Annotated in this window: 21 protein-coding genes and 1 pseudogene; 8 read left to right on the forward strand and 14 right to left on the reverse strand. The window is 66.2% G+C overall.

Features of this window, described 5'->3' with window-relative positions:
* Positions 1-114, forward strand: a pseudogene (locus AC07Z7_RS20280) (DUF4148 domain-containing protein); the annotation flags it as partial.
* Positions 115-247: 133 nt separating this feature from the next.
* Here AC07Z7_RS20280 and AC07Z7_RS20285 read toward each other — a convergent pair.
* From AC07Z7_RS20285 to AC07Z7_RS20295, 3 genes are read right to left on the reverse strand one after another with little or no spacing between them, the layout of a single operon-like run.
* A complete protein-coding gene (locus AC07Z7_RS20285; protein ID WP_094290671.1) occupies positions 248-1003 on the reverse strand; it encodes a GntR family transcriptional regulator in 756 nt (251 codons plus the stop codon).
* A 1-nt stretch (position 1004) separates the two neighbouring features.
* Positions 1005-2777 (reverse strand): glycerol-3-phosphate dehydrogenase/oxidase, encoded by a 1773-nt coding sequence (locus tag AC07Z7_RS20290; protein WP_094290670.1) that lies wholly within the window; start codon positions 2775-2777, stop codon positions 1005-1007.
* Positions 2774-4318, reverse strand: a complete 1545-nt coding sequence (locus AC07Z7_RS20295) for an FGGY family carbohydrate kinase (RefSeq protein ID WP_494767460.1) — start codon at positions 4316-4318, stop codon at positions 2774-2776. Before AC07Z7_RS20295 ends, AC07Z7_RS20290 begins: the two co-directional genes overlap by 4 nt.
* 181 nt (positions 4319-4499) lie before the next feature.
* Between AC07Z7_RS20295 and AC07Z7_RS20300 the strand changes: the two genes are divergently transcribed.
* The 6 genes from AC07Z7_RS20300 (at position 4500) to AC07Z7_RS20325 (ending at position 14891) form a co-directional block, all read left to right on the forward strand.
* Positions 4500-5546, forward strand: a complete 1047-nt coding sequence (locus AC07Z7_RS20300) for a substrate-binding domain-containing protein (protein ID WP_494767461.1) — start codon at positions 4500-4502, stop codon at positions 5544-5546.
* An 11-nt stretch (positions 5547-5557) separates the two neighbouring features.
* Positions 5558-7078 carry a sugar ABC transporter ATP-binding protein gene (locus tag AC07Z7_RS20305; RefSeq protein WP_494767462.1) on the forward strand — a complete coding sequence of 507 codons (1521 nt, stop codon included), beginning with the start codon at positions 5558-5560 and terminating at the stop codon, positions 7076-7078.
* Entirely contained in the window at positions 7075-8115 is a 1041-nt protein-coding gene (locus tag AC07Z7_RS20310) for an ABC transporter permease (RefSeq protein WP_094290667.1), read from the forward strand. Before AC07Z7_RS20305 ends, AC07Z7_RS20310 begins: the two co-directional genes overlap by 4 nt.
* On the forward strand, positions 8112-9119 hold the full coding sequence (locus AC07Z7_RS20315; RefSeq protein ID WP_494767463.1) for an aldo/keto reductase: 1008 nt from the start codon (positions 8112-8114) through the stop codon (positions 9117-9119). The genes AC07Z7_RS20310 and AC07Z7_RS20315 overlap by 4 nt, the downstream gene beginning before the upstream one ends.
* A 45-nt stretch (positions 9120-9164) precedes the next feature.
* Positions 9165-10019, forward strand: coding sequence for a class I fructose-bisphosphate aldolase (locus AC07Z7_RS20320; RefSeq protein ID WP_494767464.1), 855 nt, complete (start codon positions 9165-9167; stop codon positions 10017-10019).
* 192 nt (positions 10020-10211) lie between these two features.
* The gene (locus AC07Z7_RS20325) at positions 10212-14891 is read left to right on the forward strand and encodes a LamG-like jellyroll fold domain-containing protein (RefSeq protein ID WP_494767465.1); all 4680 of its coding nucleotides are present in this window, start codon (positions 10212-10214) and stop codon (positions 14889-14891) included.
* Between the two features lie 112 nt (positions 14892-15003).
* On the opposite strand, the gene AC07Z7_RS20330 is transcribed toward AC07Z7_RS20325, so the two are convergent.
* The gene (locus tag AC07Z7_RS20330; RefSeq protein ID WP_108617554.1) at positions 15004-15642 is read right to left on the reverse strand and encodes a 3-oxoacid CoA-transferase subunit B; all 639 of its coding nucleotides are present in this window, start codon (positions 15640-15642) and stop codon (positions 15004-15006) included.
* A 2-nt stretch (positions 15643-15644) separates the two neighbouring features.
* On the reverse strand, positions 15645-16352 hold the full coding sequence (locus AC07Z7_RS20335) for a CoA transferase subunit A (protein ID WP_094290662.1): 708 nt from the start codon (positions 16350-16352) through the stop codon (positions 15645-15647).
* Positions 16353-16428: 76 nt separating this feature from the next.
* Here AC07Z7_RS20335 and AC07Z7_RS20340 point away from each other — a divergent pair, with 76 nt between their 5' ends.
* Entirely contained in the window at positions 16429-16974 is a 546-nt protein-coding gene (locus AC07Z7_RS20340) for a PAS and helix-turn-helix domain-containing protein (RefSeq protein ID WP_063462749.1), read from the forward strand.
* A gap of 25 nt (positions 16975-16999) precedes the next feature.
* On the opposite strand, the gene AC07Z7_RS20345 is transcribed toward AC07Z7_RS20340, so the two are convergent.
* The 9 genes from AC07Z7_RS20345 to AC07Z7_RS20385 form a co-directional block, all read right to left on the reverse strand.
* Entirely contained in the window at positions 17000-17398 is a 399-nt protein-coding gene (locus tag AC07Z7_RS20345) for a carboxymuconolactone decarboxylase family protein (RefSeq protein WP_494767466.1), read from the reverse strand.
* Between the two features lie 115 nt (positions 17399-17513).
* Complete coding sequence (gene katG, locus AC07Z7_RS20350; RefSeq protein WP_494767467.1) at positions 17514-19709, reverse strand: catalase/peroxidase HPI; 2196 nt, start codon at positions 19707-19709, stop codon at positions 17514-17516.
* 173 nt (positions 19710-19882) lie between these two features.
* Positions 19883-20800: an SMP-30/gluconolactonase/LRE family protein gene (locus AC07Z7_RS20355; RefSeq protein ID WP_494767468.1), complete on the reverse strand. Its 918-nt coding sequence runs from the start codon at positions 20798-20800 to the stop codon at positions 19883-19885.
* Positions 20801-20835: 35 nt separating this feature from the next.
* Positions 20836-21726 carry an amidohydrolase family protein gene (locus AC07Z7_RS20360; protein ID WP_440105306.1) on the reverse strand — a complete coding sequence of 297 codons (891 nt, stop codon included), beginning with the start codon at positions 21724-21726 and terminating at the stop codon, positions 20836-20838.
* Positions 21723-22694: a Bug family tripartite tricarboxylate transporter substrate binding protein gene (locus tag AC07Z7_RS20365; protein ID WP_494767469.1), complete on the reverse strand. Its 972-nt coding sequence runs from the start codon at positions 22692-22694 to the stop codon at positions 21723-21725. The genes AC07Z7_RS20360 and AC07Z7_RS20365 overlap by 4 nt, the downstream gene beginning before the upstream one ends.
* Before the next feature lie 21 nt (positions 22695-22715).
* The gene (locus tag AC07Z7_RS20370; protein ID WP_494767470.1) at positions 22716-23714 is read right to left on the reverse strand and encodes a Bug family tripartite tricarboxylate transporter substrate binding protein; all 999 of its coding nucleotides are present in this window, start codon (positions 23712-23714) and stop codon (positions 22716-22718) included.
* A gap of 13 nt (positions 23715-23727) precedes the next feature.
* Positions 23728-24687 (reverse strand): tripartite tricarboxylate transporter substrate binding protein, encoded by a 960-nt coding sequence (locus tag AC07Z7_RS20375; protein ID WP_094290655.1) that lies wholly within the window; start codon positions 24685-24687, stop codon positions 23728-23730.
* A 147-nt stretch (positions 24688-24834) separates the two neighbouring features.
* Positions 24835-25767 carry an NAD(P)-dependent oxidoreductase gene (locus tag AC07Z7_RS20380; protein WP_494767471.1) on the reverse strand — a complete coding sequence of 311 codons (933 nt, stop codon included), beginning with the start codon at positions 25765-25767 and terminating at the stop codon, positions 24835-24837.
* On the reverse strand, positions 25764-26063 hold a 300-nt coding region (locus tag AC07Z7_RS20385; protein ID WP_494767472.1), incomplete at its 5' end, for an RraA family protein. The genes AC07Z7_RS20385 and AC07Z7_RS20380, both read right to left, overlap by 4 nt.

Raw genomic sequence — 26063 nt, forward strand, 5'->3', positions numbered from 1 at the left:
GGTTCGCGCGTGGTGACCTACAAGTCCACGGCTGACCGCGCTGCTGTGCGTGCCCAGGCTGCTGAAGCCCTGCGCACCGGCCAGATCCCTTCGGGCGAATTCAGCGCCATGTAATCCACCGGCTGCCTGCCAGGATGTCGCAGGACATGGCTGGCAGCACCACAAAGACAACGGGCTCCTTCGGGAGCCCGTTGTCTTTGTATGTGACAGATGTACGGCAGGAGCACAGCCCACAGCCCAGGGGGTGCTAAGTTGTCGTCTGCACGTGCAGCCGACTTGATTTACAGCGGTGCAAGGCGTTGTAGTACTCCAGGCGCCGGCCATTAGCGCCATAGGCGATGGACTCGATGCGCAGCAGCGGCTCAGGGGTTTCCAGCTGCAGCAGCCCGCAGGTCTCGGCATCGGGCAGCACGGCGTCGATCCAGCGCTCGGCGCGCACCAGGCGCACGCCATACTGGCGGCGCAGCACGTCATAGAGCGAGCGGTCGTCCAGGCGCATGCGGTGCAGGCCGGGCGCCAGGTCAGCGGGCACCACGGTCTCCACCAGCAGGCGCAGTTCGCCGTCCACGCTGCGCAGCCGCTTCAGGGCCACGACCTGGGTGTCGTCGGTGAGACCCAGCGCGCTGATCTCCTGCGGCGTGGGGTCGCGCAGTTGCTGCGACAGAATCTGCGTGCGCACCGAGCGGCCCTTGCGTTCCATTTCGTCGGAAAAGCCGAGCACGGTGGAGACGAAATCCTCGTCGCGCTCACGCGCCGCGACAAAGGCGCCACGGCCCTTGATCTTGTAGATCAGGTTGTTGCGCACCAGGTCGGCCAGGGCCTCGCGCACCACGATGCGCGAGATGCCGAACTGCTCGCCCAGTTCGGCCTCGGAGGGCAGCTTGGCGCCGATGGCCAGATCACCCTGCAGGATCTGCAGGCGCAGGGCATCGCGGAACTGCGCCCACAGGGGCGATTCGGAATTGCGGTCGAGCAGCGGCTGGAGTTCGTTCGGAGAATTCACGTCATGTCGGGCTCAGGGCCGGATGGGTGGTCAAAGGTGCATGAAAAGCCGGCACGGCATCGGAATCGGGGGCTGCGGGGGCCAGGCGCACGCCATGGCGCTCGCGCAGTGCAGTGGTGCAATTGTGCAACTCCTGCCGCTCGCGCCCTGCATCCCAGCCCAAAGCCTCTGCGGCAATGCCGGCCATCTCGGCCAGCGCGGCATCGGTGACCAGGCCGCGAATGGCCAGCAGCGTGCGGCGGATCACGAGGTCGTCGAGGTGGATCACACCGGTTTCGGTGCACAGCCAGGCCACCTCGGCCGCCGAGTAGTCAGGTGCATGCTGCAGTGGCACGTCGCCTGCCACCTTGAAATGCGGAGCCATGCGCAAGGCCTCGGAGCCGTAGCGGCGCAGCAGCGCCTGGGCGCGCTCGCGTGCCAGGCCCGCATCCCGGGCAATGCGCTCGATGAAATGCTCGGTCGCCTGCCCGCCTTGCGGCATGCCCGAGCCCCCGCCAATCGGCAATTGCCGCGTGGAGGCCGTGCGCTCGCGACCCAACAGGTGCAGCACCTCGTTGGTGGCCTCTTCGGCCAGCGCACGGAAAGTGGTCCACTTGCCGCCCACCAGGCCCACGACCGGAATGTCGCGCGCAGGAGACGGCGGGTCGATCACCACCGAATGGTCGCGCGAGATCTGCCCGGGCTTGTCCGCGTCCGAGCGCGCCAGGGGCCGCACACCCACATAGGTGTAGACCACATCCTTGCGCCCGAAGGACAGGTTGGGGAAGACCTCGCCCAGCACCTCCAGCAGGTAGTCCACCTCGGCCGGCTCGGTGGCGATCTGGTCGGGGTCGTCCACCGGGATGTCGGTGGAACCCACAAGCACGCGGTCCAGGAAAGGGTAGACGATGCACACGCGGCCATCCAGCGCCTCGAAATACGCCATCCGCCCCTGCAGGGCATCGCGCAGCGCCGGGTGGTCGAGCACCAGGTGCGAGCCCTTGGTGCCCATCACGCGCGGCACGGCGCCGCCAAGCAGTGCCGTGCTGCGGTCCAGCCAGGCGCCGCTGGCATTGACCACCGCATCGGCCGTCACCTGCACCACCTCGCCCGTGGTCTCGTCACGCAGCGTGAGGGTCTTGCCCGCGCAGCCCATCACCCGGCAGTGGTTGGCCGCTGCAGAGCGGGGCTGGTCGCGGCAGGCATCGCGCACCAGCTCCAGCACCAGCCATTCGGGGTGGCTGATCCAGGCGTCGAAGAACGTTGCGGTCCAGCGCACGGCGGCGCGGAACAGCTGGCGGTCGGCCGGCTGCACGCGGCTGATGCGGTGGTTGGGCATTACGCGCTGGCGCCGGCCCAGCAGGTCGTACAGGCGCAGGCCCGTGGCCACGGCCAGCAGGCCACGCGTGCGCTGCGGTGGCGTGCGCCCCAGGAACTTGAGCGCACTGCTCATCAGCCCGCCGAAGAAGCTCGACAGCGGCACCACGGTCTTGAGCGGCTGCACCAGGTGCGGCGCATTGCGCAAAAGCAGGTTGCGCTCGCGCGTGGCCTCGGCCACCAGCGAGAAGCTGCCGCTCTCCAGGTAGCGCAGGCCGCCGTGGATCATGCGCGAGGGCGCGCTGCTGGCACCCGCGCTGAAGTCGCCCTTGTCGACTATGAGGCAGTCCACCCCCTGCAGCGACAGGTCGCGGAACACGCCCACGCCGTTGATGCCCGCGCCCACGATCACCGTGGAGAAGTGGCGGCCGGCCACGGCGGCCGGGCGCACGAAGGGCAATGCCGACGTGGTGCTCATGGCAATGCCTCCACCTGCTGCACAGGAACAGGCGCCGGGATCGGCGTGGCGGGTGCGGGCGCGCGCTCTGGCGCATGGCCGGCCAGGTGGCCGAAGACAGGGGACATGGTGGTGATCAGCTCGTTGAAATCGGCGTTGAAATCCGCATGGGCCCGGGCCTGGCCGGCATCGGGCTCGACCGTGTCGCACGGTGCGCACAAGGGGGCCGCGTCGATGCCCTGCGACATCGCGGCGTAGATCGCCGCCCCCCGTGCACCAGTCTCGTCGTCGGCGCAGCGCTCCACCGGGTGCCCCAGCAGACCGGCCAGCAAGCGCACCAGGCGCGTATCACTGGCGCCGCCGCCCAGCACGGTGGACGCCGAAACCGGCAGGCCCCCGGCGGCCAGCCGGGCGGTGTGGCGCGCATGCAGCGCCGCCACTGCATCGACCACGGCCCGCGCCATGTCACCGCGCGTGTGGTGGCTCTTGAGGCCCACGAAGCCTGCGGTGACGCCGCCGCCGCCGTTCACGAAGGGCAAGAAGCGCAGGCCCCCGGCCCCCAGCGGCACCGACATCGCCAGATCGACCACTGCGCGCGCGTCGGGCAGGCCCAGCACACCGGCCAGCCAGGCGATGTTGGCCATCGACGAAGGGCTGTTTTCCATGTACAGGCGCCGGTCGTGCGGGCCGAAATTGACGGTGGAGGCCACGTCCGGCCCGGGCGACAGCACCGGGCCGATGACGGCGTTCACGCACCAGGTTCCCAGCACGGAGACCGCACGGCCCCGCTCCTCGGCCCGCACCGCCGTCATCGCGGCCAGGAGGTCGATGGCGCCCATGGCCACCGGAATACCGGCCGGCAGGCCGTAGGCGGACGCTGCTGCCGGCTGCACCGTGCCGATGACCTCGCCACTGCGCACCAGCGGCCCAAAGGCCTGGGGCGCCAGGCCGGCAATGCCCGACGCGGCAAAGGCCAACGGCGACCAGGTTCCCGTGGCCACCGACAGCAGGCCTGCGGTGCTGGCATCGCTGGCATCGGTGGCGATCTCGCCGCTGAGCAGAAAGCCCACGTAGTCCTTGGCAAACATCAGCCGCTGCAGGGCGCCACTACGCACCGTATCGCGGCCCAGCAGTTCGGCGGCAATCACGGTCGGCTGGCCCGGCCAGGGCTGGCAGCCCACCTCGGCCAGGAGCTCAGGCCCGCGGCTGGCGGCAAGCGACTGGGCCCGCGCCGCGGCGCGCTGGTCGGTCGAGGCCACGGCACGGCCGCCGGCCAGTTCATGGCGTGCATCCAGCGCGTACAGGCCGGCGCCATGCCCAGTGCAGCCGAGGGCGCGGACATCGTCCACCCGGCTGCCCAGCTGGTGCGCCACATCGCGCAGCACGCTGGACAGGGCCGAGCGGATCATGGGCGCCCCCACTTCGCAGCCACCGCCGGGCAGGCGGTCGTGCTGCAGGGGCATGCGGGACAGGGCGACGGTGCGGCCGCTCGCGGCCTCCAGGGCCAGGGCTTTGAGGCTGCTCGACCCGAGGTCGATACCAATGAGTAGTTGGGTCTTCATGTCATAACAGCTTCCGTCGAACCAGCGGGCTTATCCAGTAGTGTTTCCCCTAACTATCTGGAGATTCGATCCACGCTTACATTCTACCTGTCATAACAACTGTCGTGACACCAAGCACCCCATCGCAGCCCTGGAGAAAGCAGCATCCCATGCTGCACCGTTCAACAAGAGGAGACAAAAAATGAGGCGTAATTTCCTGAAGTCCGCAGCCGCCGCCGGTATCGGCCTGGCCGGCACCAGCGCATTCGCGCAGCAGCCTGCAGCGACCCCCGCAGCAGCGGGCGGTCTGCGCGGCAATCCCAGCGACGTCTACGTGATGAACGTGATGGTCTCGGGCGTGGAGTACTGGTTCCCGGTCTACGAAATGATGAAGCAGCTGGGCCGCACCCTGGGCGTGCGCACCCGCTACACCGGCACGCCGGAGTACGACGTGAACAAGCAGCTGGCGTCGTTCGAGCAGGAGCTGGCACGCAAGCCCGCCGGCATCCTGCTGCACCCCATGAACCCCGATCCGTTCATCGAGCCCATCAACCGCGCCGCGGCCATGGGCATCCCGGTGGTCACCTTCGCGGCCGACTCGCCCAACTCCAAGCGCACCTCCTTCATCACCTCGGACAACGAGCGCGAAGGCGCGCAGGCGGCCGACGCCATCGCCGCGTCGATGAATGGCAAGGGCGAGTTCGCCGTGCTGGAGAACCCCGGCCAGGACAACCACGACCGCCGCATCGCCGCCTTCATCAACCGCATGAAGACCAAGCACCCCGGCATGAAGCTGGTGGGCCGCGCCGCCAGCAACCAGGACCCCAACAAAGCCTACCAAGCCGTGCAGAGCTTGGCGCAGGCCAACCCCAACCTGGGCGCCCTGTTCATGCCCGAGGCCAATTCGGCCCTGGGTGCCGCCCAGGCCAAAGTCGAGAGCAAGAAGAACATCAAGGTGATGTGCTGCGACGTGAACGCAAAGATCCTGGACATGATCAAGTCCGGCGACGTGTTCGGCGCCATCAACCCCAACCAGGGTATGCAGGGCTACATGGGCATGATGATGCTGTTCCTGGCCAAGAACCCCGGCCTCATCGACCCGATGAACGATGCCAAGCGCAACGGCACCAATCCCATGTCTGTGCCCTTCCTGGACAACGGCCTGGCCGTGGTCAGCAAGGCCAACGCCGACGACTTCTACTGGGACAAGTACCTCGCGCGCCGCGGCACCAAGGGCATCAGCGAGTGAGCACCACCACCATGGATGCCCCCCTGCTCGTGCTGCGCGGCATCTGCAAGCGCTTCGGCGCTTCGCATGCGCTCTCGGGCGTGGACTTCTCGCTGCAGGCGGGCGAGATCCACGCCCTGTGCGGCGAGAACGGCGCGGGCAAGTCCACGCTGATGAACATCATCGATGGCATCCACCAGCCGGACGCGGGCGAGATCGCGCTCGACGGCCGCGTGGTCACCATCGATGGGCCGGCCCAGGCCATGCGCCTGGGCATCGGCCTGGTGCACCAGGAAATCGCCCTGTGCGCCGACGCCACCGTGGCCGAGAACATCTACATGCCCGAGATCAATGCAGGTCGGCAGGCATGGATGGACTACGCCAGCCTCAACGAGCGCGCAACCCGGGTGCTGCAGCGGCTGGGCCAGGACATCGACCCTGCGGCCTGCGTGGGCGACCTGCCCATCTCCAGCCAGCAGTTGATCGAGATCGCCAAGGCGCTCACGCTCGACTGCAAGGTGCTGATCCTCGATGAGCCGACCGCCGCGCTCACCGACAACGAGTCTGCCGCCCTCTTTCGCGTGCTGCACGACCTCAAGGACCAGGGCATCGGCATCATCTACATCAGCCACCGCATGGCCGAGATCTTTGCCCACTGCACGCGCGTGACCGTGCTGCGCGACGGGCGCAACGTGCATTCGGGCCCGCTGTCGGAGCTCGACGCCGACGGCCTGGTGCGCCGCATGGTCGGGCGCGACCTGGGCAACTACTACCCGCCCAAGCAGCAGGACGCCGGTGCCACAGCCCCCGTGCTGGAGGTGCAGGACCTGGCCGATGGCGAGCGCGTGCACGGCGTCTCGTTCACCGTACAGCGCGGCGAGGTGCTGGGCATCGCCGGGCTCATGGGCGCCGGGCGCAGCGAGATGGCACAGACCCTGTGCGGCCTGCGCCCCGCCACCGGCGGCAGCGTGCGCCTGAGCGGCAAGCCACTGGCCATCCGCAAGTACAGCGACGCGCTGCGCGCCGGTATCGCCTATTTGAGCGAGGACCGCAAGGCCGCGGGCGTCTACCTGGACCTGCCGATCGCGCAGAACATCGCGTCGATGGCGCTGGCACGCGTGAGCTCACGCTTCGGTCTGCTGCAACGCGCCAGCGAACACCGGCTGGCGCAGGAGCTGGGCACGCGCCTGAAGCTCAAGTCCGATGGCGTGCAGATCGAGGTGGCCAGCCTCTCCGGCGGCAACCAGCAGAAAGTGGCCATCGCCAAGCTGCTGGCCACCAACCCGGCCGTGCTGCTGATGGACGAGCCCACGCGCGGCGTGGACGTGGGGGCCAAGTCGGAGATCCACCACATCCTGCGCGACCTGGCCTGCCAGGGCGTGGGCGTGGTGGTCATCTCCTCGGAGCTGCCCGAGATCATCGGCCTGTGCGACCGGGCCCTGGTCATCCGCGACGGCCGCGTCGCGGGCGAAGTGCAAGGCAAGGACATGACGGAAGAGGCCCTGCTGCGGCTGGCCTCGGGACTGGAACGACAACACGAGGAAATGGCATGAATCACCCCGCACAACTGGATGCCGGCAGCGTGGCCGGCCTGCAGCCCCTGCGCGAGACCCGGCAACCAGGAGGGCCCGGAAAGCCGGGCGGAAGCAAGCTCACCAGCATGCGCGAAATGGGCCTCCTGGTCATCATCGCGGTGCTGTGCGTGGGCATGAGCTTCGCCTCGCCCTACTTCCTGACCTGGGACAACATCCGCGCCATGCTGCTCTCGTTCTCCATCGAGGGCATCGTGGTCGTGGGCATGACCATTTTGCTCATCGTGGGTGGCATCGACCTGTCGGTGGGCTCCGTCGTCTGCTTTGCCATGGTGGTCACGGGCAAGCTGTTCCTCATGGGCCTGGACCCGTGGTCGGCCGGGCTCATTGCGATCGCGGCCAGTGCCCTCATCGGCGCCATGATCGGCGGCTGCGTGGTGCGCATCGGGCTGAACCACTTCATCGCCTCGCTGGCCTTCATGGTCATCGTGCGCGGCCTGTGCCTGGCGCTCACGCAGGGCACGCCGCAGTCGCTGTTTTCGCTGCCGGCCTCGTTCAAGTTCATCGGCCAGGGCAACCTGTTCGGCATTCCGGCGGTGATCCTGATCTTCCTCTTCATCGTGGTGGTCAGCGACTTCGTGCTGCGCCGCGCCAGCCTGCTGCGCCGCGTGTTCTACACCGGCAGCAACGAGAAGGCGGCGCTGTACTCGGGCATCCGCACGGGCCACGTGAAGTTCTGGGTCACGGTGCTGTGCGCGGCCTCGGCGGGCCTGGCCGGCGTGATCTACACCGCGCGCTTCGGTGCCGCCACGCCGACCTTCGGGGTGGGCATGGAGCTCAACGTGATCGCGGCCGCCGTGATCGGCGGCGCCAGCCTCAAGGGCGGCTCGGGCACGGTGCTGGGCGCCGTGCTGGGCCTGGCCCTGCTCTCGGTGGTGACCAGCTCGCTGATCCTGCTGGATGTCTCGCCCTACTGGCAGGACGTGATCAAGGGCCTGATCCTGCTGGCCGCCGTGACCATCGACCACCTCATGAACACCCGAAAGACCAAGCGATGAATGCTGTGATGATGAACGCCGCGATGAAGACCACCACCCTGGGGCCCTCGGGCATCCAGTGCTCGGCCATTGGCCTGGGCACCTGGGCCATGGGCGGCTGGATGTGGGGCGGGCAGGACAGCGCTGCCGCCACGCAAGCCATACACGCCTCGCTCGACGCCGGGGTGACGCTGATCGACACCGCGCCGGCCTACGGCCTAGGTGCCTCCGAGCGCCTCGTGGGCGCCGCGCTCAAGGGCCGCCGCCACGAAGCCGTGATCGCCACCAAGTGCGGCCTGGTCTGGCACACGCAGCAGGGCACGCACTTCTTCGACGAAGACGGCCACCCGGTCTACCGCCACCTGGGCCGCGCGTCGATCTTCCACGAGGTCGAGGAGAGCTTGAAGCGCCTGCAGACCGACTACATCGACCTGTACATCACCCACTGGCAGGACAGCACCACGCCTGTGGAAGAGACCATGGACGCGCTGCTCAGCCTCAAGAAGCAAGGCAAGATCCGCGCGATCGGCGTGAGCAATGTGGACGCCCCGACGCTGGCCGAGTACCTGCGCCATGGCCCCGTGGACGCCGCGCAGGAGCGCTACAGCCTGATCGACCGCGAGATCGAGCAGACCCTGTTGCCCCTGTGCGGCCGCAACAACGTGGCCATCCTGGGCTATTCTTCGCTGGCGCTGGGCCTGCTGGCCGGCCCCATCGACCCGGCGCGCCAGTTCACGGGCGACGACCAGCGCGCCACCAACCCGCGTTTCAGCGCGGCCAACCGCACCCGGCTCCAAGCCTTCTTCGATGAGCTGGAGCCCCTGCGCCGGCAGTTCGGCTGCTCCTTCGGGCAGTTGATGATCGCCTGGACGCTGGCCAGCGGCAGCGTCTCGGTGGCGCTGTGCGGTGCGCGCACGCGGGCGCAGGCCACCGAGAACGCGACCGCCGGCGCCCTGGATCTGCCCGAGGAAGCCGTGCAGCGCATCGACGATGCCGCCAGCGCCCACCTGAAGGCCCTGGCCTGACCCCTCTGCATATTCCCCAACACCCCAACCCAAGGATTTTTTCGTATGTCGAAAGACAAGACCGCGCGCCTGAACCGTTTGCTGACCCACGGGCGCTGCCTGGACATCGCGCTGGACCACGGCGTGTGCAACGAACCGAGCTTCCTCAATGGCCTGGAGGACATGCCCGGCGTGATGGACAAGCTCGTCGCCGCCGCGCCCGATGCCATCCAGCTCAACTACGGCCAGGCCGATCTGCTGCAGGACCGCCCGGGCCGCAACAAGCCCGCGCTGGTGATGCGCCTGGACATGGGCAACCCCTACAACGCCACGGCCCACCGCGTGATGTGGGCCGTGCTGCAGAACGAGCACGACCCGGTGCTGCCCGCCGTGCAGCGCGACGCGGCCTGCGTGGTGGTCAACCTGTTCATGCTGCCCAATGAGCCCGACCTGTTCCGCCAATGCGTGCAGAACATCGCGCGCGTGCGCGCCGACTGCGACCGCTACGGCATGCCGCTGATGATCGAGCCGCTGGTGATGCGCCCGCACAGCGACCAGGGCGGCTACATGGTCGATGGCGACGCCGAGAAGATCGTCACCCTGGTGCGCCTGGCGCGCGAGATGGGCGCCGACATCGTGAAGGCCGACCCCACCACCAACCCCGCCGACTTCCACCGCGTGGTGCAGGCCGCGCGCTGCCCTGTGCTGGTGCGCGGCGGCGGCCGCGAGGACCTGCAGCAGGTGTTCGCCCGCTCGCGCGTGCTGCTGGACCAGGGCGCCGTGGGCATGGTCTATGGCCGCAACGTGTACCAGCATGCGAAGCCCTCGGCGGTGGTCGATGCTCTGATGGCCATGATCCACCGCGGTGCGAGCGCTGCGGCTGCCTGGGACATCTACAGCACGGGGACGCACGCGTCCTGAGGCCACAAGCGCATTGCGCGCAGAAGACTGCGCACCGACGAGAGCAGAACAAGAAGAGAGGGCCCCAGGAGAAAGCCCGGCGGCCGGTGGCGAGGGAGCCACCGGTCTAGCGCACCTGTGCGCGCCTGCGGCGGGCGATCAAGAGGATCGAGGAAGAAGGTTCACACAGAACCACACAAACAGGAGACGACGATGAAAATCCGGTATTACCTGATGGCACTGCTGCTGCCGTTCGCCACCTTGCTCACGCATGCGGCGATCACGGGGGTCAGCCCCATGACCACCCTCACCACCATGGCGGCAGCGGTCACGCGGGCCGGCGAGGTTCCTCTCCCGCTGCAAGGGCCAGGCCTGGGCAATCTCACCTACACCTCGGCCGAGCTGTTCAAGCCGGTCTCCATGATCACCCGGGCCTCGGGCGACGTGCCGGCCACCTACCCCGGCCGCAAGGACTACGGGCTGAACGTGGGCATCATGCTCAACGGCTATTTCCTGACCTCCTTCGCGCCCGACAGCGGCCTGGGCCCGGGGGGCTTTCTGCTCTACGACGTGTCCAACCCGCGCGCCATTGTGCTCGTCAAGAAGATCTACGAGCCCGAAGGGCGCACCAAGGAGTTCCGCGAGGCACACGCCTTCGGCACGGCCAAGATCGGTGGCCACCAGTACGTGGTGGTGCCCAGCATCAAGGGCATCGAGTTCTGGGACTTCACCGACATCAACAACATCCAGCAAGTCAAGAAGCTCTCCCTGCCGACGGTGAACGGCGGCGACTACACCAACGTGGCCTGGCAGCTGTGGTGGCAGGCACCCTATGTGTACGTGGCCTCGGCCAACGACGGCGTGTACATCGTGGACGCCAGCGACCCGGCCAATGCCGTCATCGCCAACCGCGGCGCGGGCAAGCCCAACCCGGTGCCCACGGGCGAGCTCGGCGGCTTTCGCGTCGGACCCATCTTCACCATGGGCAACCACATGGTGCTGACCTCGATGGACAACACCGACGGTTTTGCCAGCCTCGACATCTCCGACCCGCTCAACCCCAAGGTGCTGGACACCGTGGGCTCCAACCCCAACTACTACGCCACCTGCTTCGATGGCCGCAGCCTGCATGCCTCGGCCCGTGGTGGCGGCGCCAGGATGTACAGCTACGACCTGCTGGACCGCACGCGGTTCATGGCGGAGGACAACCGCCTGGTCATCGACGAGCAGCTTTACTGCGGCACGCAGGACCACTACGTATTCCAGGGCGCGCAGTTCAAGGTGCACAAGGTGGACGTGAGCAACCCGCTCAACCATGTCGAGGTGGGCCAGGGCAGCCTGTTTGCCACCAACGCCCCCGAATACTCGCACGCCGATCACGGCCAGGTCGCGCCGATGGGCAACCTGCTGTTCATCGGCAACGACCACGGTTCGGGCAGCGGTTTCATCGTGCACCAGACAGCACCCGACACCACGCCGCCCGCCGTCAAGCAGACCTCGCCCGCCCACGGCGCGAAACAGCAGGCACTGACCTCGCGCATCGGTGTGGGCCTGACGGACAGCATCCGGCCCGAGAGCGTGAATTCCGCCACCTTCATCGTGCGCCCGGTCAACGGCAACACCTTGCAGGGCACCTACAGTGTGCAGTTGGGCATCATCAACTTCCATCCTGCCCAGCCACTCTCAGCGGGCACCAGCTACGAGATCCTGCTGCCCGCTGGAGGCGTGAAGGACTACGCAGGCAATGGCATCGCCACCCAATACCGTGCGGTGTTCCACACCGGCAACGCCACCGATATCAGCCTGATGAACCACTGGCCACTGACCCGCAGTCTGGTCGATGAAATCGGCGCCAACAACGGCACAGCCTCGGCCGCCGACCGCTTCGAAAGCATCGGACTGAACTTCGCGCAGCGCAACGCCGGTGTCGTTCTCAAGAACGACAGCGTGGCCACAGCCCTGGGGGGCACGGCGTCTGTAGCCTTCTACATGAAAACCACACAGAACGGATCGGCCAACCCCTGGACGGCTCCTGGCATCTTCGGGCGCGACCAGGCAGGGGGTGCAGACGATGTGTTCTGGGGCTGGATCGACAACAACGGCCGTCTGAATCTGTCGGTAGGAAACGTGGCGACCAACAACCCCGGTACACGCTCCGGGGCGCCGATCAACGATGGCAACTGGCACCACGTGGTGATGACGCGCGACGCGGCCTCGGGCGTGCAGACGATGTACATCGACGGCGTGAAGACCACGTCCACCGGCCTCACCGGCACCAAGGGCTTGAACAACAAGTTTGCGCTGCTGGGCCAGCTCCAGGGCACCAGCGACTTCTTCCGGGGCACCCTGGCCGACCTGCGTGTGTATGGCCGTGTGCTCAGCGATGCCGATGTCACGCAACTGCAGTCACAGGCTCTCATCGGCGATGCCGGGGTGAGCAACGGGACACAGTTCGTGAACGGGCAACTCACCTTCGACCCAAGCCGGCTGGGCGGGGGCAGCGGCGCCACCTACCGCTGGAACTTCGGCAACGGCACACAGACGGATTTCCTGAGCCAACCCCGAGTCACCTACAGCTACAACCGCCCGGGCCATTACACCGTCACGCTGACGGTGCGCGACGCGGGTGGCCAGGAGACCTATTACACGTTCACCGTGACGGTGGTGTTCCCGACAACTGCCGTGGCACCCACACACTCCAGCAACATCGTGGGAGATGCTAACACCGTCTACAGCGTCAACCCGGACAGCGGCACGGTAGCCGCCATCGATGCCCAGGCACTCACCAAGCGCTGGGAGCAGCGGGTGGGCGACGAGCCAAAGACCCTGGCCCGCGCGCCCGACGGGCGCATCTGGGTGACAGTGCAGGGCGAAGACAAGCTGGTGGCGTTGAATCCGTCCGATGGCACCGTCGCCGCCACCGTGGCACTGCCCTACGGCAGCGGCCCGTACGGCGTGGCCTTCACCCCCAACGGAACCACCGGCCTGCTGACGCTGGAGAGCAAGTCCACGCTGATGGCATTCGACCCCACCACTGGCAACACCACCGGCACGCTGGTTCTCGACGGCGATGTGCGCGGGATTGCGGTGGCAGCAGACTCGCAGACGGCCTACGTCACCCGCTTCAAATCGAAGATGACGGGCGGCCAGCTGCACAAGGTGGGACTCAATGGACTGCAACTGCTGTCCACGATTGCCCTGCCGGTGGACACCACCACCGTGGACACCGAAAACAGCGCGCGTGGAGTGGCCAACTACCTGAGCCAGGTGGTGATCTCGCCCGATGGATCGCGTGCGGTGCTGCCCGGCAAGAAGGACAACGTCGTGCGTGGCCGGTTCCGCGACGGTAAGGATCTGCTGCACGATCAGACGGTGCGCTCCATCCTCTCGCAGGTGGATCTGGCGCAGGCCACGCACCTGCTGCCCGAGCAGATCGACTTCGACGACCGGGCCCCGGCACGCGCCGCCCTCTTCTCCCCTGCGGGCGACTATTTGTTCGTGGCGCAGATGGAGGGCAACAACATCGCCATCGTCGATGCCTACACCCGCGCCGTGCGTGGCGAGATCAATGCCAGCAGCGCGCCGCATGGCCTGTACCTGGACGCCACGCGCAAGCGCCTGTTCGTGAACAACTTCCTCGCACGCTCGGTCACCGTGCACGACGTGGCCGACGTGCTGGCCTCGCGCAGCGCTGCAGCGGTGTTCCTGCAGAACATCACCACCGTGGCGCAGGAGCCCCTGGCGGCAGCCGCGCTGCGCGGCAAGCTGGTGTTCTACAACGCGGCGGACCGGCGCATGAGCAAGGACAACTACATGTCCTGTGCCAGCTGCCATGCCGACGGCGGCGACGACGGTATGGTCTGGGACTTCACCCAGCGAGGCGAGGGCCTGCGCCGCACCATCAGCCTGCAAGGCAGGCGCGGCACCGGCCACGGCAAGCTGCACTGGAGCGCCAACTTTGACGAGGTGCAGGACTTCGAGAACGACATGCGCAGCGCTTTCGGTGGCACGGGTTTCTTGAGCGATGCCGACTTTGCCGCCACGGCCGATCCGCTAGGCGCCCCCAAGGCCGGACGCAACGCGCAGCTCGACGATCTCGCAGCCTACCTGGCCTCGCTCAACAAGTACCTGCGCAGCCCGGCGCGTGCGGCCGATGGCAGCCTGACATTGGAGGCCGCACGCGGTCAGACCCTGTTCGCCAGCGCCAACTGCGCCAGCTGCCATGCGGGCGGCACCTTCCAGGATGGCCTCCGGCACGATGTGGGCAGCATCCAGCCCTCGTCGGGCAAGGGCGGCAACCAGCCGCTGGCTGGCATCGGTTTCGACACACCCACCCTGCTGGGTAGCTGGGCGGCCAAGTCCTACCTGCACAACGGACAGAAGGCCAGCGTGCTGGATCTGATCACCGATGGCCACGGTAACGCCGCAGGTTTGCCAGCCGCGGACCGGCAGGCGCTGGCGGCTTATGTGCGCTCGCTAGACACCGCTGCCGACTACACCACGCGCCTGCGCTCCAACCACAGCAATCTGTGCGTCAACATCCGAGGGGCATCGGCCAATGTCGGCGCAGTGGCCATCCAATGGCCCTGCGGCACGGCCAGCAATGAAACCTTCACCGTGCGCAGCGTGGCAGGCAGCTATGTACAACTGGTCGCACGCCACAGCAACCTCTGCCTGGCACAGGACAGCATGGCGGCAAGTGGCGCCGGTGTGGTGCAGCTGGCCTGCACGGTGGGCAACACGGCGCAGTGGACGTTGTCCGGATCGACGCTGCGCAACCGCGCATCGGGCGCCTGTCTCGATGTGCCCAACAACTCGACTGCACAGGACATCCCCCTGCTCACTTGGACCTGCAACGCGGGCAACAACCAGAACTGGCTCCAGTTGCCCTGACCGTTATACCCAGACTCTGGGGACTCTACGAGCAAAAAAAGCCGGGGCCCTCAGGCCCCGGCCTCATGTGATGGGCTGTCGCCAGACCATTCACGGAAAAGTGCAGCCTTTGTTACTGCAGGATGGTCACACCGGTCTTGGCTTGCAACGCCTCAAACGTTACTCCTGGTGCCAACTCCACCAGCTTGAGACCTTGTGGCGTCACGTCCAGCACGGCCAGGTCGGTGATGATGCGGTCCACCACACCCACGCCCGTGAGCGGCAACGTGCAGGCGGGCAGGATCTTCAGGTCTTCGGTGCCGTCTTTCTTCTTGGCCACGTGTTCCATGAGCACGATCACGCGCTTGACGCCCGCCACCAGGTCCATGGCGCCGCCCATGCCCTTGACCATCTTGCCGGGGATCATCCAGTTGGCCAGGTCGCCTTTTTCGCTGACCTGCATGGCACCCAGGATGGACAGGTTGATCTTGCCGCCACGGATCATGGCAAACGACTGGTCGCTGCCGAAGATGGACGAGCCCTTGATGGTGGTCACCGTCTGCTTGCCGGCGTTGATGAGGTCTGGGTCCACCTTGTCTTCGGTCGGGAAGGGGCCGATGCCCAGCATGCCGTTCTCGGACTGCAGCCACACTTCCTTGTCACCGGTGAAATTGGCCACCAGCGTGGGAATGCCGATGCCCAGGTTCACATAGAAACCGTCCTCGAGTTCTTGCGCCGCACGGGCGGCCATCTGGTCTTGGGTCCACGGCATGGTCAGGCTCCTGCTTTCTCGGTGATCGTGCGCTTTTCGATGCGCTTTTCGGGGTTGGCATTGAGCACGATGCGGTGCACATAGATGCCGGGCAGATGGATGTCGTCGGGGGCCAGCTCGCCCACTTCCACGATCTTTTCCACCTCGACGATGCAGACCTTGCCTGCGGTGGCGGCGGCGGGGTTGAAGTTGCGCGCCGTCAGGTTGAAGCGCAGGTTGCCCGACTTGTCGGCCACGTCCGCCTTGACCAGCGAGACCTCAGGCACCAAGGAACGCTCCATCACGTAGGTTTCGCCGTCAAATTCGCGCAGCTCCTTGCCCTCGGCCACGATGGTGCCCACGCCGGTCTTGGTGAAGAAGGCCGGGATTCCCGCGCCGCCAGCGCGCAGCTTTTCGGCCAGCGTGCCCTGGGGGGTGAATTCCAGCTCCAGCTCGCCCGCGAGGTACTGGCGCTCAAACTCCTTGTTCTCGCCCACGTACGACGAGATCATCTTCTTGATCTGGCGGGTTTCGAGCAGCTTGCCCAGGCCGAAGCCGTCCACGCCCGCGTTGTTGGAGATCACAGTGAGGTTCTTCGCACCCGAATCGCGCAACGCGTCGATCAGGGCCTCGGGAATGCCACACAGCCCGAAACCGCCCACGGCCATGAGCTGGCCGTCTGCAACCACGCCCTTCAGGGCTTCGGCTGCGGAGGGGAATATCTTGTTCACCACGATCTCCTTATGAATTGGGATGCGCTACGATACTACGTATCTAAATAAGTAGTTTCTCGTAAAGACTTGCACTATGGACGTTGATTACCGACTGGCTTTCGACATGGCCCCCGTGGGGCTGGTGCTGTCACGCAACCGCACCATGGTCGACTGCAACCGCCATGTCTGCGAGATGTTCGGCGCCTCGCGCGAGGTGCTCATCGGCCAGTCGTTCCAGGTACTGTACCCAAGCGCCGACGAGTACGAACGCTTGGGAGCGCACATGGAGCCCATCCTGAACGCCAAAGGCCACTATGCGGACAACCGCATCATGAAGCGTGCCAACGGCGAAGTGTTCTGGTGCCATGTGTCAGGCCGCGCGCTCAACCGCGAAAACCCACACGCCTCGGGCATCTGGAGCTTTGAAGACCTGAGTTCGCAGCGCGCCGTGAAGGCCGAGCTCACGGGACGCGAACGCGAGGTGGCGGCGCGCCTGCTGGAAGGCCTGACCTCCAAGGAGATCGGCCGGGCGCTGGAGATCAGCCACCGCACAGTGGAGATCTACCGCGCGCGCCTTATGCGCAAGTACAACGCCTCCACCGCCGCTGACCTGGTGCACAAGCTACTGGCAGGGGGATAGGCTCCCCTTGAGTCACTTCGCACCGTCAGCCTTTCTTGGGCCCGTCGATCACCTCGGCCGCCGTGCGGAAGGCCTCCACGGCTGCAGGCAGGCCGCAGTAGATGCTGGCGTGCAGCAGCACTTCCTGAATCTCTGCCGACGTGACTCCGTTGTTGAGCGCGCCGCGCACATGGCCCTTGAGCTCGTGCTGCTTGCCCAGTGCCGTGAGAAAAGCCACGGTGATCAGGCTGCGCGTCTTCATGTCCAGCCCCGGCCGCTGCCACACATCGCCCCAGGCGTTGCGGGTGATGAACTCCTGGATCGGCTGGGTGAACTCCGTGGCATTGCCAAAGGCATTGGCCACAAAGTCTTCGCCCATGACCTGCTTGCGCGTGGCCAGACCTTTGTCGAAATCCTTGGTGGAGGGGGTGGGTGGTTGCGTCATGCGGCTCTCTGGTTCGGTTCTTTGGGGCCCACCATCGTAGCGGCCCCGTCCACGCACAAAGAAAAACGCCCCCTGCAACGTCCATCAGGATCTGCAGGAGGCATCGGCACAACGCTCAGGCCTTGGCGGCCGCCAAGTCAAACCGGTCCAGGTTCATCACCTTGGTCCAGGCGCGGACGAAGTCCTGCACAAACACCGCCTGCGCATCGCTGCTGGCATAGACCTCGGCCAGCGCGCGCAGCACGGAGTTGGAGCCAAACACCAGATCGGCCACCGTGCCGGTCCATTTTTTGGCGCCTGTGCTGCGGTCCACACCTTCCAGCACACCTGCCGAGGTGGCGGACTTCTGCCACTGGGTGCGCATGTCGAGCAGGTTCACGAAGAAATCGTTGCTCAAGGTGCCGGGGCGCTGCGTAAAGACACCATGGGCCGTCTGCCCTACATTGGCACCCAGCACGCGCAGGCCACCCACCAGCACCGTCATTTCCGGCGCGGTCAGGGTCAGCTGGTTGGCGCGGTCTACCAGCAACTCGGCCACAGCGCCTTCCAGGCCGGGGCGCACGTAGTTGCGGAAACCATCGGCCACAGGCTCCATGACCTCGAACGACGGCACATCGGTCTGCTCCTGCGAGGCATCGGTGCGGCCGGGGGTGAAAGGCACGGTCACATCCTGCCCGGCATGCTTCGCTGCGGCCTCGACGGCGGCGCCACCGGCCAGCACGATAAGGTCGGCCAGCGATATCTTCTTGCCGCCGGTCTGCGCGGCATTGAAGTCGCGCTGGATGGCTTCGAGCTGGCCTAGCACCTTGGCCAGTTGCGCAGGCTGGTTCACAGCCCAGTCCTTCTGCGGCGCCAGACGGATGCGTGCGCCATTGGCACCGCCGCGCTTGTCGCCGCCCCGGAAGGTGGAGGCCGAGGCCCACGCCGTGGACACCAACTCCGAAATGGACAGGCCCGATGCCAGCAACTTGGCCTTGAGCGCAGCAATGTCCTGTGCATCGACCAGTGCGTGGTCCACGGCCGGGACCGGGTCTTGCCACACCAGCACCTCGGCAGGCACTTCGGCGCCCAGGTAACGCGCACGCGGCCCCATGTCACGGTGCGTGAGCTTGAACCAGGCGCGCGCAAACGCATCGGCAAACTGCTCGGGGTGCGCCAGAAAGCGGCGCGAAATCTTTTCGTAGGCCGGGTCAAAGCGCAGCGACAGGTCGGTGGTGAGCATGGTGGGCACCAGTTTTTTCGACGGATCGTGCGCGTGCGGGATCGTCGCCGCAGCTCCCTTGGCCGTCCACTGGTGGGCGCCCGCCGGGCTCTTGGTCAGCTCCCATTCGTAGCCAAACAGGTTTTCGAAGAAGTTGTTGCTCCACTGCGTGGGCGTGGTGGTCCAGGTGACTTCCAGGCCACTGGTGATGGTGTCGCCACCCTTGCCAGAGCCATGGCTGCTTTTCCAGCCCAGGCCCTGCTCCTCGATGCCCGCGCCTTCGGGCTCCTTTCCCACCAGGGCCGCATCACCCGCACCGTGGGTCTTGCCAAAGGTGTGGCCGCCAGCAATCAATGCCACGGTCTCTTCGTCGTCCATGGCCATGCGTGCAAAGGTGTCGCGGATGTCACGGGCGGCGGCGACGGGATCGGGGTTGCCATTGGGGCCTTCGGGGTTCACATAGATCAGGCCCATCTGCACGGCGGCCAGCGGGTTGGCCAGATCGCGTTCGCCGCTGTAGCGCTTGTCGCCAGCCAGCCAGGTGCTTTCAGCCCCCCAGTACACGTTTTCATCGGGCTCCCACACATCGGGGCGGCCACCAGCAAAGCCAAAGGTCTTGAAGCCCATGGATTCCAGCGCCACGTTGCCCGCCAGAATCATCAGATCGGCCCACGAAATCTTGCGGCCGTATTTCTGCTTGACGGGCCAGAGCAGGCGGCGCGCCTTGTCCAGATTGGCGTTGTCGGGCCAGCTGTTGAGCGGTGCAAAACGCTGCTGCCCTGCCCCGGCGCCACCACGCCCGTCTGCCAGGCGATAGGTGCCCGCACTGTGCCAGGCCATGCGCACAAACAGCGGACCGTAGTGGCCAAAGTCTGCGGGCCACCAGTCCTGCGAGTCGGTCATCAGGGCGCGCAGGTCGGCCTTGAGCGCTGCAAGATCGAGGCTCTTGAATTCCTCGGCGTAATTGAAGCCGTCTCCCATCGGGTCGGTCAGCGGCGAGTTCTGGTTCAGGGGGCGGAGATTGAGCTGGTTGGGCCACCAGTCGGCATTGCGGGGGCCCGTGGGCACGGCCTTGGTGTGGTCAAAGGGGCACTTGGCTTCGGTGGTCATGGGGCATCTCCTGTAAGAACGTGAATGAACGCATCAACAGGGCAGATGGTAGGAAGCAATCGATGACAGGTAAATTGAATCGATTGAATCCCATTAATAGCCAATTTCAATAGAACATTGCAACATCATTGATTTCCCTGAACCCCAGGTTGGCTGAAGCTGTGTTGCCAGCTTCAACGCAAGCGCGCCAGCGGCAGTCCGGGTGCACCCATGCCAGCCCGCAAGATGCGCCCATGGGTGGAGTCCGTGACATACACCGTGGTACGCCCTGCCCCGCCAAAGGCGAGATTGGTGGTGGAACTACCCGGCGCGGCGCGCAGCACCTGCACCGGCTCCGCCCGGTGGTTGAGCACCCACACATAACCCAGGCCGGGGTTGGCCACCAGCAGGCGGCCTTCGGTATCCACGGCCAAGCCGTCCGGGCCACTGGGGCCATATGAGGTAAAGAACTGGCTGACCTTGGCCACGCTGCCATCGGGCAGCAGGGGCACACGCCACACGCAGTTGCCACGCGTCACGGCCAGGTAGAGCACTCGCCCGTCGGGCGACAGAGCCACGCCGTTGGGGCTGGGAACGTTGTGCAGCAGCAAGTCCAGTTGGCCGTTGGGGCGCAGACGGTACAGGCGACCACTCGGATCGTGCAGGCCGCTCTGCCCTTGGTCGGTGAAATACAGGTTGCCTTCCGCGTCGAAGATCAGGTCGTTCACGCCCTTGAAGCGCTCGCTGTTGCGGCGCTGAAGGTACGGGGTGACAGCACCCGTGGCCACGTCCAGCTGCATCAGGCCGTTCTTGTAATCGGTGATGAGCAGCGCGCCAGGCTTTAAAAACTTCAGGCCGTTGGGCTCACCGTCGTACTCGGCCACGAGCGTCCATTCGCCTTGGGGGTTGATGCGGAAAACGCGACCCCAGGGGATGTCGCTGACGTACAGGTTGCCAGCCTCATCGAACACCGGGCCTTCGAGGAACGAATCGGTGATGGTGCCGCCCCGGTTGGCATCGGCCCAATCGCTGCGTTCACGGCGGCGAAAGTGCTCAGGCATGGTGGTGAAGACGTCGAGGTCCCGGACCTCAGGGGCTTGCAGCAAAAACATGGCGAGAGCTTTCAGGTTCGTTCAGTCAGAGTCGCTCAGGCAGCGGGAGCGGCATCGAAACCATACAGCCGCGCCGGGTTGTCGACCAAGATGCGGTCCATGGCCGCGTTGCTGCCAGCCCAGGCCTGGAGCAGGTCCACCAGATCGGCGTCGTTCACGGTGCCAGGCGTCTCGGTGGTGTGCGGCCAGTCACTGCCCCACACCAGTCGCTCGGGCGCTGCCTGCACCAGGGCCTGGCCCAGCGGCAGCGTGTCGGCGTAGCTGGGGCCATGCACGGTCGATCGCATGTAGGCGCCCGAGAGCTTGACCCAGGTGTTGCCCCCATCCAGCAGGCCGCGCACCACGCCATAGGCCTGTGCAACGGGGCCTTGGGCCGGATCAATGCGGCCCAGGTGGTCGATGACCACAGGCATAGGCAAGGTGCGCAACTGGGGTGCGAGTTGGATAAGTTGCTCAGGGTGCACAAAAATCTGGATATGCCAGCCCGCGCAGGCCGGATGCTCGGCCACCTTGCGCGCCAGGGTGGCCAGCATGGCGGGTGTGGTGGTGCCCCACGATTGCGGCGAGACAAAGTTGACCCGCAGCCCGCGCACGCGGCGTACGGCCAGATGGGCCAGTTCATCCGCGCTCACATCCTCACCCACCACGGCCACGCCGCGCGCAGCGTCGCCCAGCTGGTCCAGCGCATCCAGCGTGCAGGCGTTGTCGGTGCCGTAGGTGGATGGCGTGACCACCACCGTGCGCGTGGTGCCCAGGCGCACCTGCAGCTGCCGATACGCGGCCACGGGCGCCACCGGCGGCGTGCGCGGCCAGTGGCTTGATGGCGCAAAGCGCGGGTCAAAGATGTGCATGTGGCTGTCGCACGCGCCGGGCGGCAACTGGCGCTGCGGGCGGTTCAGGCCCACCGAGTGGGGCACCGGATTCATTGCTTCTCAATACCCACTTTGACCGCCACCGACTCCCACAGCTGGGCATCTGCCTTCAGCTTGTCCGCAAAGGCAGTTCCACTGAGCACGCTGGGCACGGCGCCGAGGTCTGTAGCAAAGGTCTGAAGATCGGCACTGGCCATGGCTTTGGTGATTTCCTGGCGCAGCTTGTCCAGTACCGCCTCTGGCGTGCCCTTGGGAACCCACAGGCCGGTGAAATTGACCACCTTGTAGCCCGGCGCACCCGCTTGGGCAAACGTGGGCACATCGGGCACGGCCTTGAGCCGCTGCTCGCCGCTCACAGCCAGCAGGCGCACTTTGCCGCCACGCACCTGCCCCATCACTCCTGGGGTCGATGCAATCTGGAAGTCGATGGTCCCGCCCAGCAACGCCAAGGTGGCTTCCCCAGCGCCTTTGAAGGGCACGTGGGTGGCCTTGAGGCCGCTGGCACCCTGCAATGCTTCTGTGGCGAAGTGAGGCATGGTGCCCGCTCCACCGGTGCCGTAGTTGAGCTTGCCCGGGTTGGCTTGGGAATATGCCACCAGGTCGCCCAGCGTTTTGAACGGGGAGTTGGCGGCTACCACCACGGTGGTGGGGGCGAAGTTGAAACCGGCCACAGGCACCAGGTCGTTTGCGTAGTCCCAAGGCAGCTTCTTGAACACCTGGGACAGGATGGAGTACGTGGTGTCATTAGCCAAGAGCGTGTAGCCATCACCTGGCGAACGCGCCACCTGGTTGGCACCGATGGTGCCTGTGCCACCCGCCTTGTTTTCGACAAAGAAGCTCTGGCCGGTTTGCTCTGTGAGCTTTTGGGCAATGCGCCGGGTCACCTGGTCTACCGCGCCGCCTGGCGGATATGGCACCACGATCTTGACGGCTTTGTCCGGGTAGCCGGTTTGTGCCATGGCATGGGCCATGGCGAAGGTCAGCGCCAGGGCTGCGCTCAGTGAGGTGTGAATGCGTTGCATGAGAGTCTCCTTGTATGTAGCTCAATCTGCTTTGAGGTCGAGCGCTTTGGCCATCTGGCTATAAGTGGTCACCTCGCGGGCCACGCGGCTGGCAAAGGCATTGCCGCAGACCGACTCAGCGTCCAGCCCCAGGCCGCGCAGCTTGTCGGTGGCAGATTCGCTCTTGGCAAAGTCGGCCGCCGTGCGCTCCAGCGCCTGGGCAATGGGCTCGGGCAGGCCTGCGGGGGCCAGCACGCCGTACCACACGTCGGCAGCGTATTTGCCACCGCCTGCCTCGGCAAACGTCGGCACGTCGGGCACTAGGGTTGAGCGCTTAGGTGCGCCCACGGCCAGCGCACGCAGCTTGCCGCTCTGGATCTGCGGCAGCACCGAGCCCAAGGTGGCAAACGAGCTGTCGAGTTGGCCGCCCATCAGGTCCGTCACCACGGGTGCAGCGCCCTTGTAGGGCACATGGTTGAGCTGCAGACCCTGGGCACGGGCAAACATCTCGGTAGCGAAATGGCCTGAGCTCCCCACCCCGGCCGTGCCTGCGGTCACGCGGCCGGGCTCGGCGCGCGCCTTGGTTTGGTATTCAGCCAGAGTCTTCACCGGCAGGCTGGGGGCCACCACCAGCACCGTGGGGCTACTAGCCACCGTGCACAGGGGGCGGAAGGACTTCACCGCATCAAACTTGATACGGCCCTGGTACAGCCCTGGAATCATGGTGTGGTTGGTGGCGCCAAACAGCAGCGTGTAGCCATCGGCCGGTGCGCTGGCCACTGCCTGCGCGGCAATGATGGTGCCCGCGCCCGGCTTGTTGTCGATGATGAACGGCTGGCCCAGCGCCTTGCTGGCGTGATCGGCAAACGCGCGCGCCACCACATCGGTGGGGCCGCCTGCGGCAAAGCCCACCACCAGCTTCACGGGCTTGGTCGGGTAGGTCGCTGCGCCCGTTTGCGCCTGGGCGGTGCCAGATGCTACCAAAACAATAGCTACTAGCGCTTGACTGATAGGCGCCAAAGGCATTTTTTGCTCCAACATGGCGAAGACTCCCTCAATCCATGCGGATGCCAGCAGTGCGAATCACCTCGGCCCACTTAGTGGTTTCGGCTTTCAAGAAGGCGCTGAACTCCTGCGCGCTGGAACCCACGCCCTGCACACCCAGTTCGGCAAAGCGCTTCTTCATCTCGGGGCTGGCCACGATGGCACGGGTTTCGGCCTCCAGCCGCTCCAGCACAGGGCGCGGTGTGCCTGCGGGGGCGAACAAGCCGTTCCACTCGCTGACCTGAAAACCGGGCACGCCCGACTCGGCCACGGTGGGCACAGATTCCCATCCCTCGGCGCGGCGGGGCGACGAGATGGCCAGCGCCCGCAGCTTGCCGCTTTTGACGAATGGGCCGCTGGCCGTGGTGGCACTGAACATCACATCCACCTGCCCGCCGATCAGGTCGGTGAGCGCGGGCGCCCCGCCCCGGTACGGGATATGGGTGATGGCCACTTTTTGTCCCTGCTTGAACAGCTCGCCCGCCAGATGCTGCGCGCCGCCGTTGCCAGCCGATGCGTAGGTCAAGTGGCCTGGCCGCGCCTTGGCGGCCTTGGCCACATCGGCCACCGACTGGAAGGGCGAGTTGGCGGGCACCACCATGAGCAGTGGCACCTGCAGCACCAGCGAGATGGGCGCAAAGTCTTTGGTCGCATCAAACGGCAGCTTGGGGAACAGGCTGGGGTTGACGGTGAAAGCCGTGGCATCGAGCAGCAGCGTGTAGCCATCGGCCGGGGCCTTGGCCACAGCCGTGGCACCAATCGTGCCGCTGCCGCCAGGGCGGTTGTCCACCACCACCTGCTGGCCCAGGCGCTGGCCCAGTTGCGTGGCCAGCAGGCGTGCGGTGTTGTCGGCATTGCCTCCGGCCGGGTACGGCACTACGAGCTTGAGCGGCTTGTCCGGCCAGGCTCCTTGGGCCTGCGCAGGCGCTGCGCCTAGCGTGCCTGCAGCGCCGGTTACTACCAAAACCATAGCTACCAGCGCTTTATTTACGAGCGCTATCGGCCTATTTTTCTTGAAGTTTTGTTGCATGTTTCTTGTCTCCAGGGGGCCGGTGCCGCACAACGCTTCAGCGTGCGCGGCACCGGCCCCTTTGTTGTTGTGGATGGGAACCTGCGATCAGGCAGCCACGGCGCTGCGGGCCAGCACGGCCAGCAGATTCTTCGCGGCGCCCACGCCCATGTTCACGTAGGCGTCGCTCGTCACACCGCCGATGTGGGGGCTGAGGACGAAGTTCTTCTCGCCCTGGAAGGGGTGGCCTGCCGTCATGGGCTCCACCGCAAAGCTGTCGAGCCCCGCAGCCATGACCTGACCCGAGCGCACGGCTGCCAGCAACGCGGCCTCGTCGATCAGGCCACCGCGTGCGGTGTTCACCACAATCACGCCGCGCTTGCATTGCGCCAGCGTGGTGGCGTTGAGCATGCCCCGGTTGTCGTCGGTCAGCGGGCAGTGCAGCGAAATCGCATCCGATTCGCGCCAGATCGTTTCCAGATCCACCGCCTGCACGTACGCGGGCAGGTTCTTGGCAAACGGATCGAAGCCGATCACACGCATGCCCAGGGCGTCGGCCATCTTGGCAAAGCGCAGGCCAATCGCGCCCAGGCCCACCAGGCCCACGGTGCGGCCACCCAGTTCCAGGCTCTTGTGCGTGGCTTTGTCCCAATGGCCAGCGTGCATGCGCGCATCGAGTTGCACCACCGATTTGGCGCAGGCCATCAGCAGAGCCAGCGCCTGCTCGGCCACGGCGGCGGCGTTGGCGCCCACGGCGGCCACCACTTCAATGCCACGGGCTTTGGCGGCGACCTTGTCGATGGTGTCGGTGCCACTGCCGTGCTTGGAGATGACCTTGAGCGCGGGGGCTGCGTCCATCACCGCAGCGCCGACCTTGCCGTAGCGCACGATCATGGCCACAGGGTTGTGCGTGCGGCACAAGGCCACCAGGTCCTCTTCCGTCGGCGCCTTGCCTGCATAGACGATTGCGTAGCCCGTGAGCAGGTCGAGGGCTTGTTGCGCCAGGTCGGCGCCAGTGACGATGATGGTGGGCTGGCTCACAGGGTTTCTCCTTCTTTCAGCACGCCAGCGGCGCGCAGGGCGGCGGGCAGCCATTTCGCGGCGGTGTCGCCCCGGGCAATGGCTTCGATGCGGGCGGCTTCGTCGGCCACCTTCTTGTCTGCCAGGGCCATCATGGCGGGGGCCTTCTCGCGCTCGATGACGACCACGCCATCGGCGTCGCCCACCACCAGGTCACCGGGGTTCACGGTGGCGCCACCGGCGCTGATGGGGTGGTTGATGCGGCCGGGCACAAATTTGGTAGGGCCTGCGGGGTTGAAGCCCGCGCTGAACACGGG

The sequence above is a fragment of the Acidovorax sp. GW101-11A03 genome (assembly GCF_059424825.1).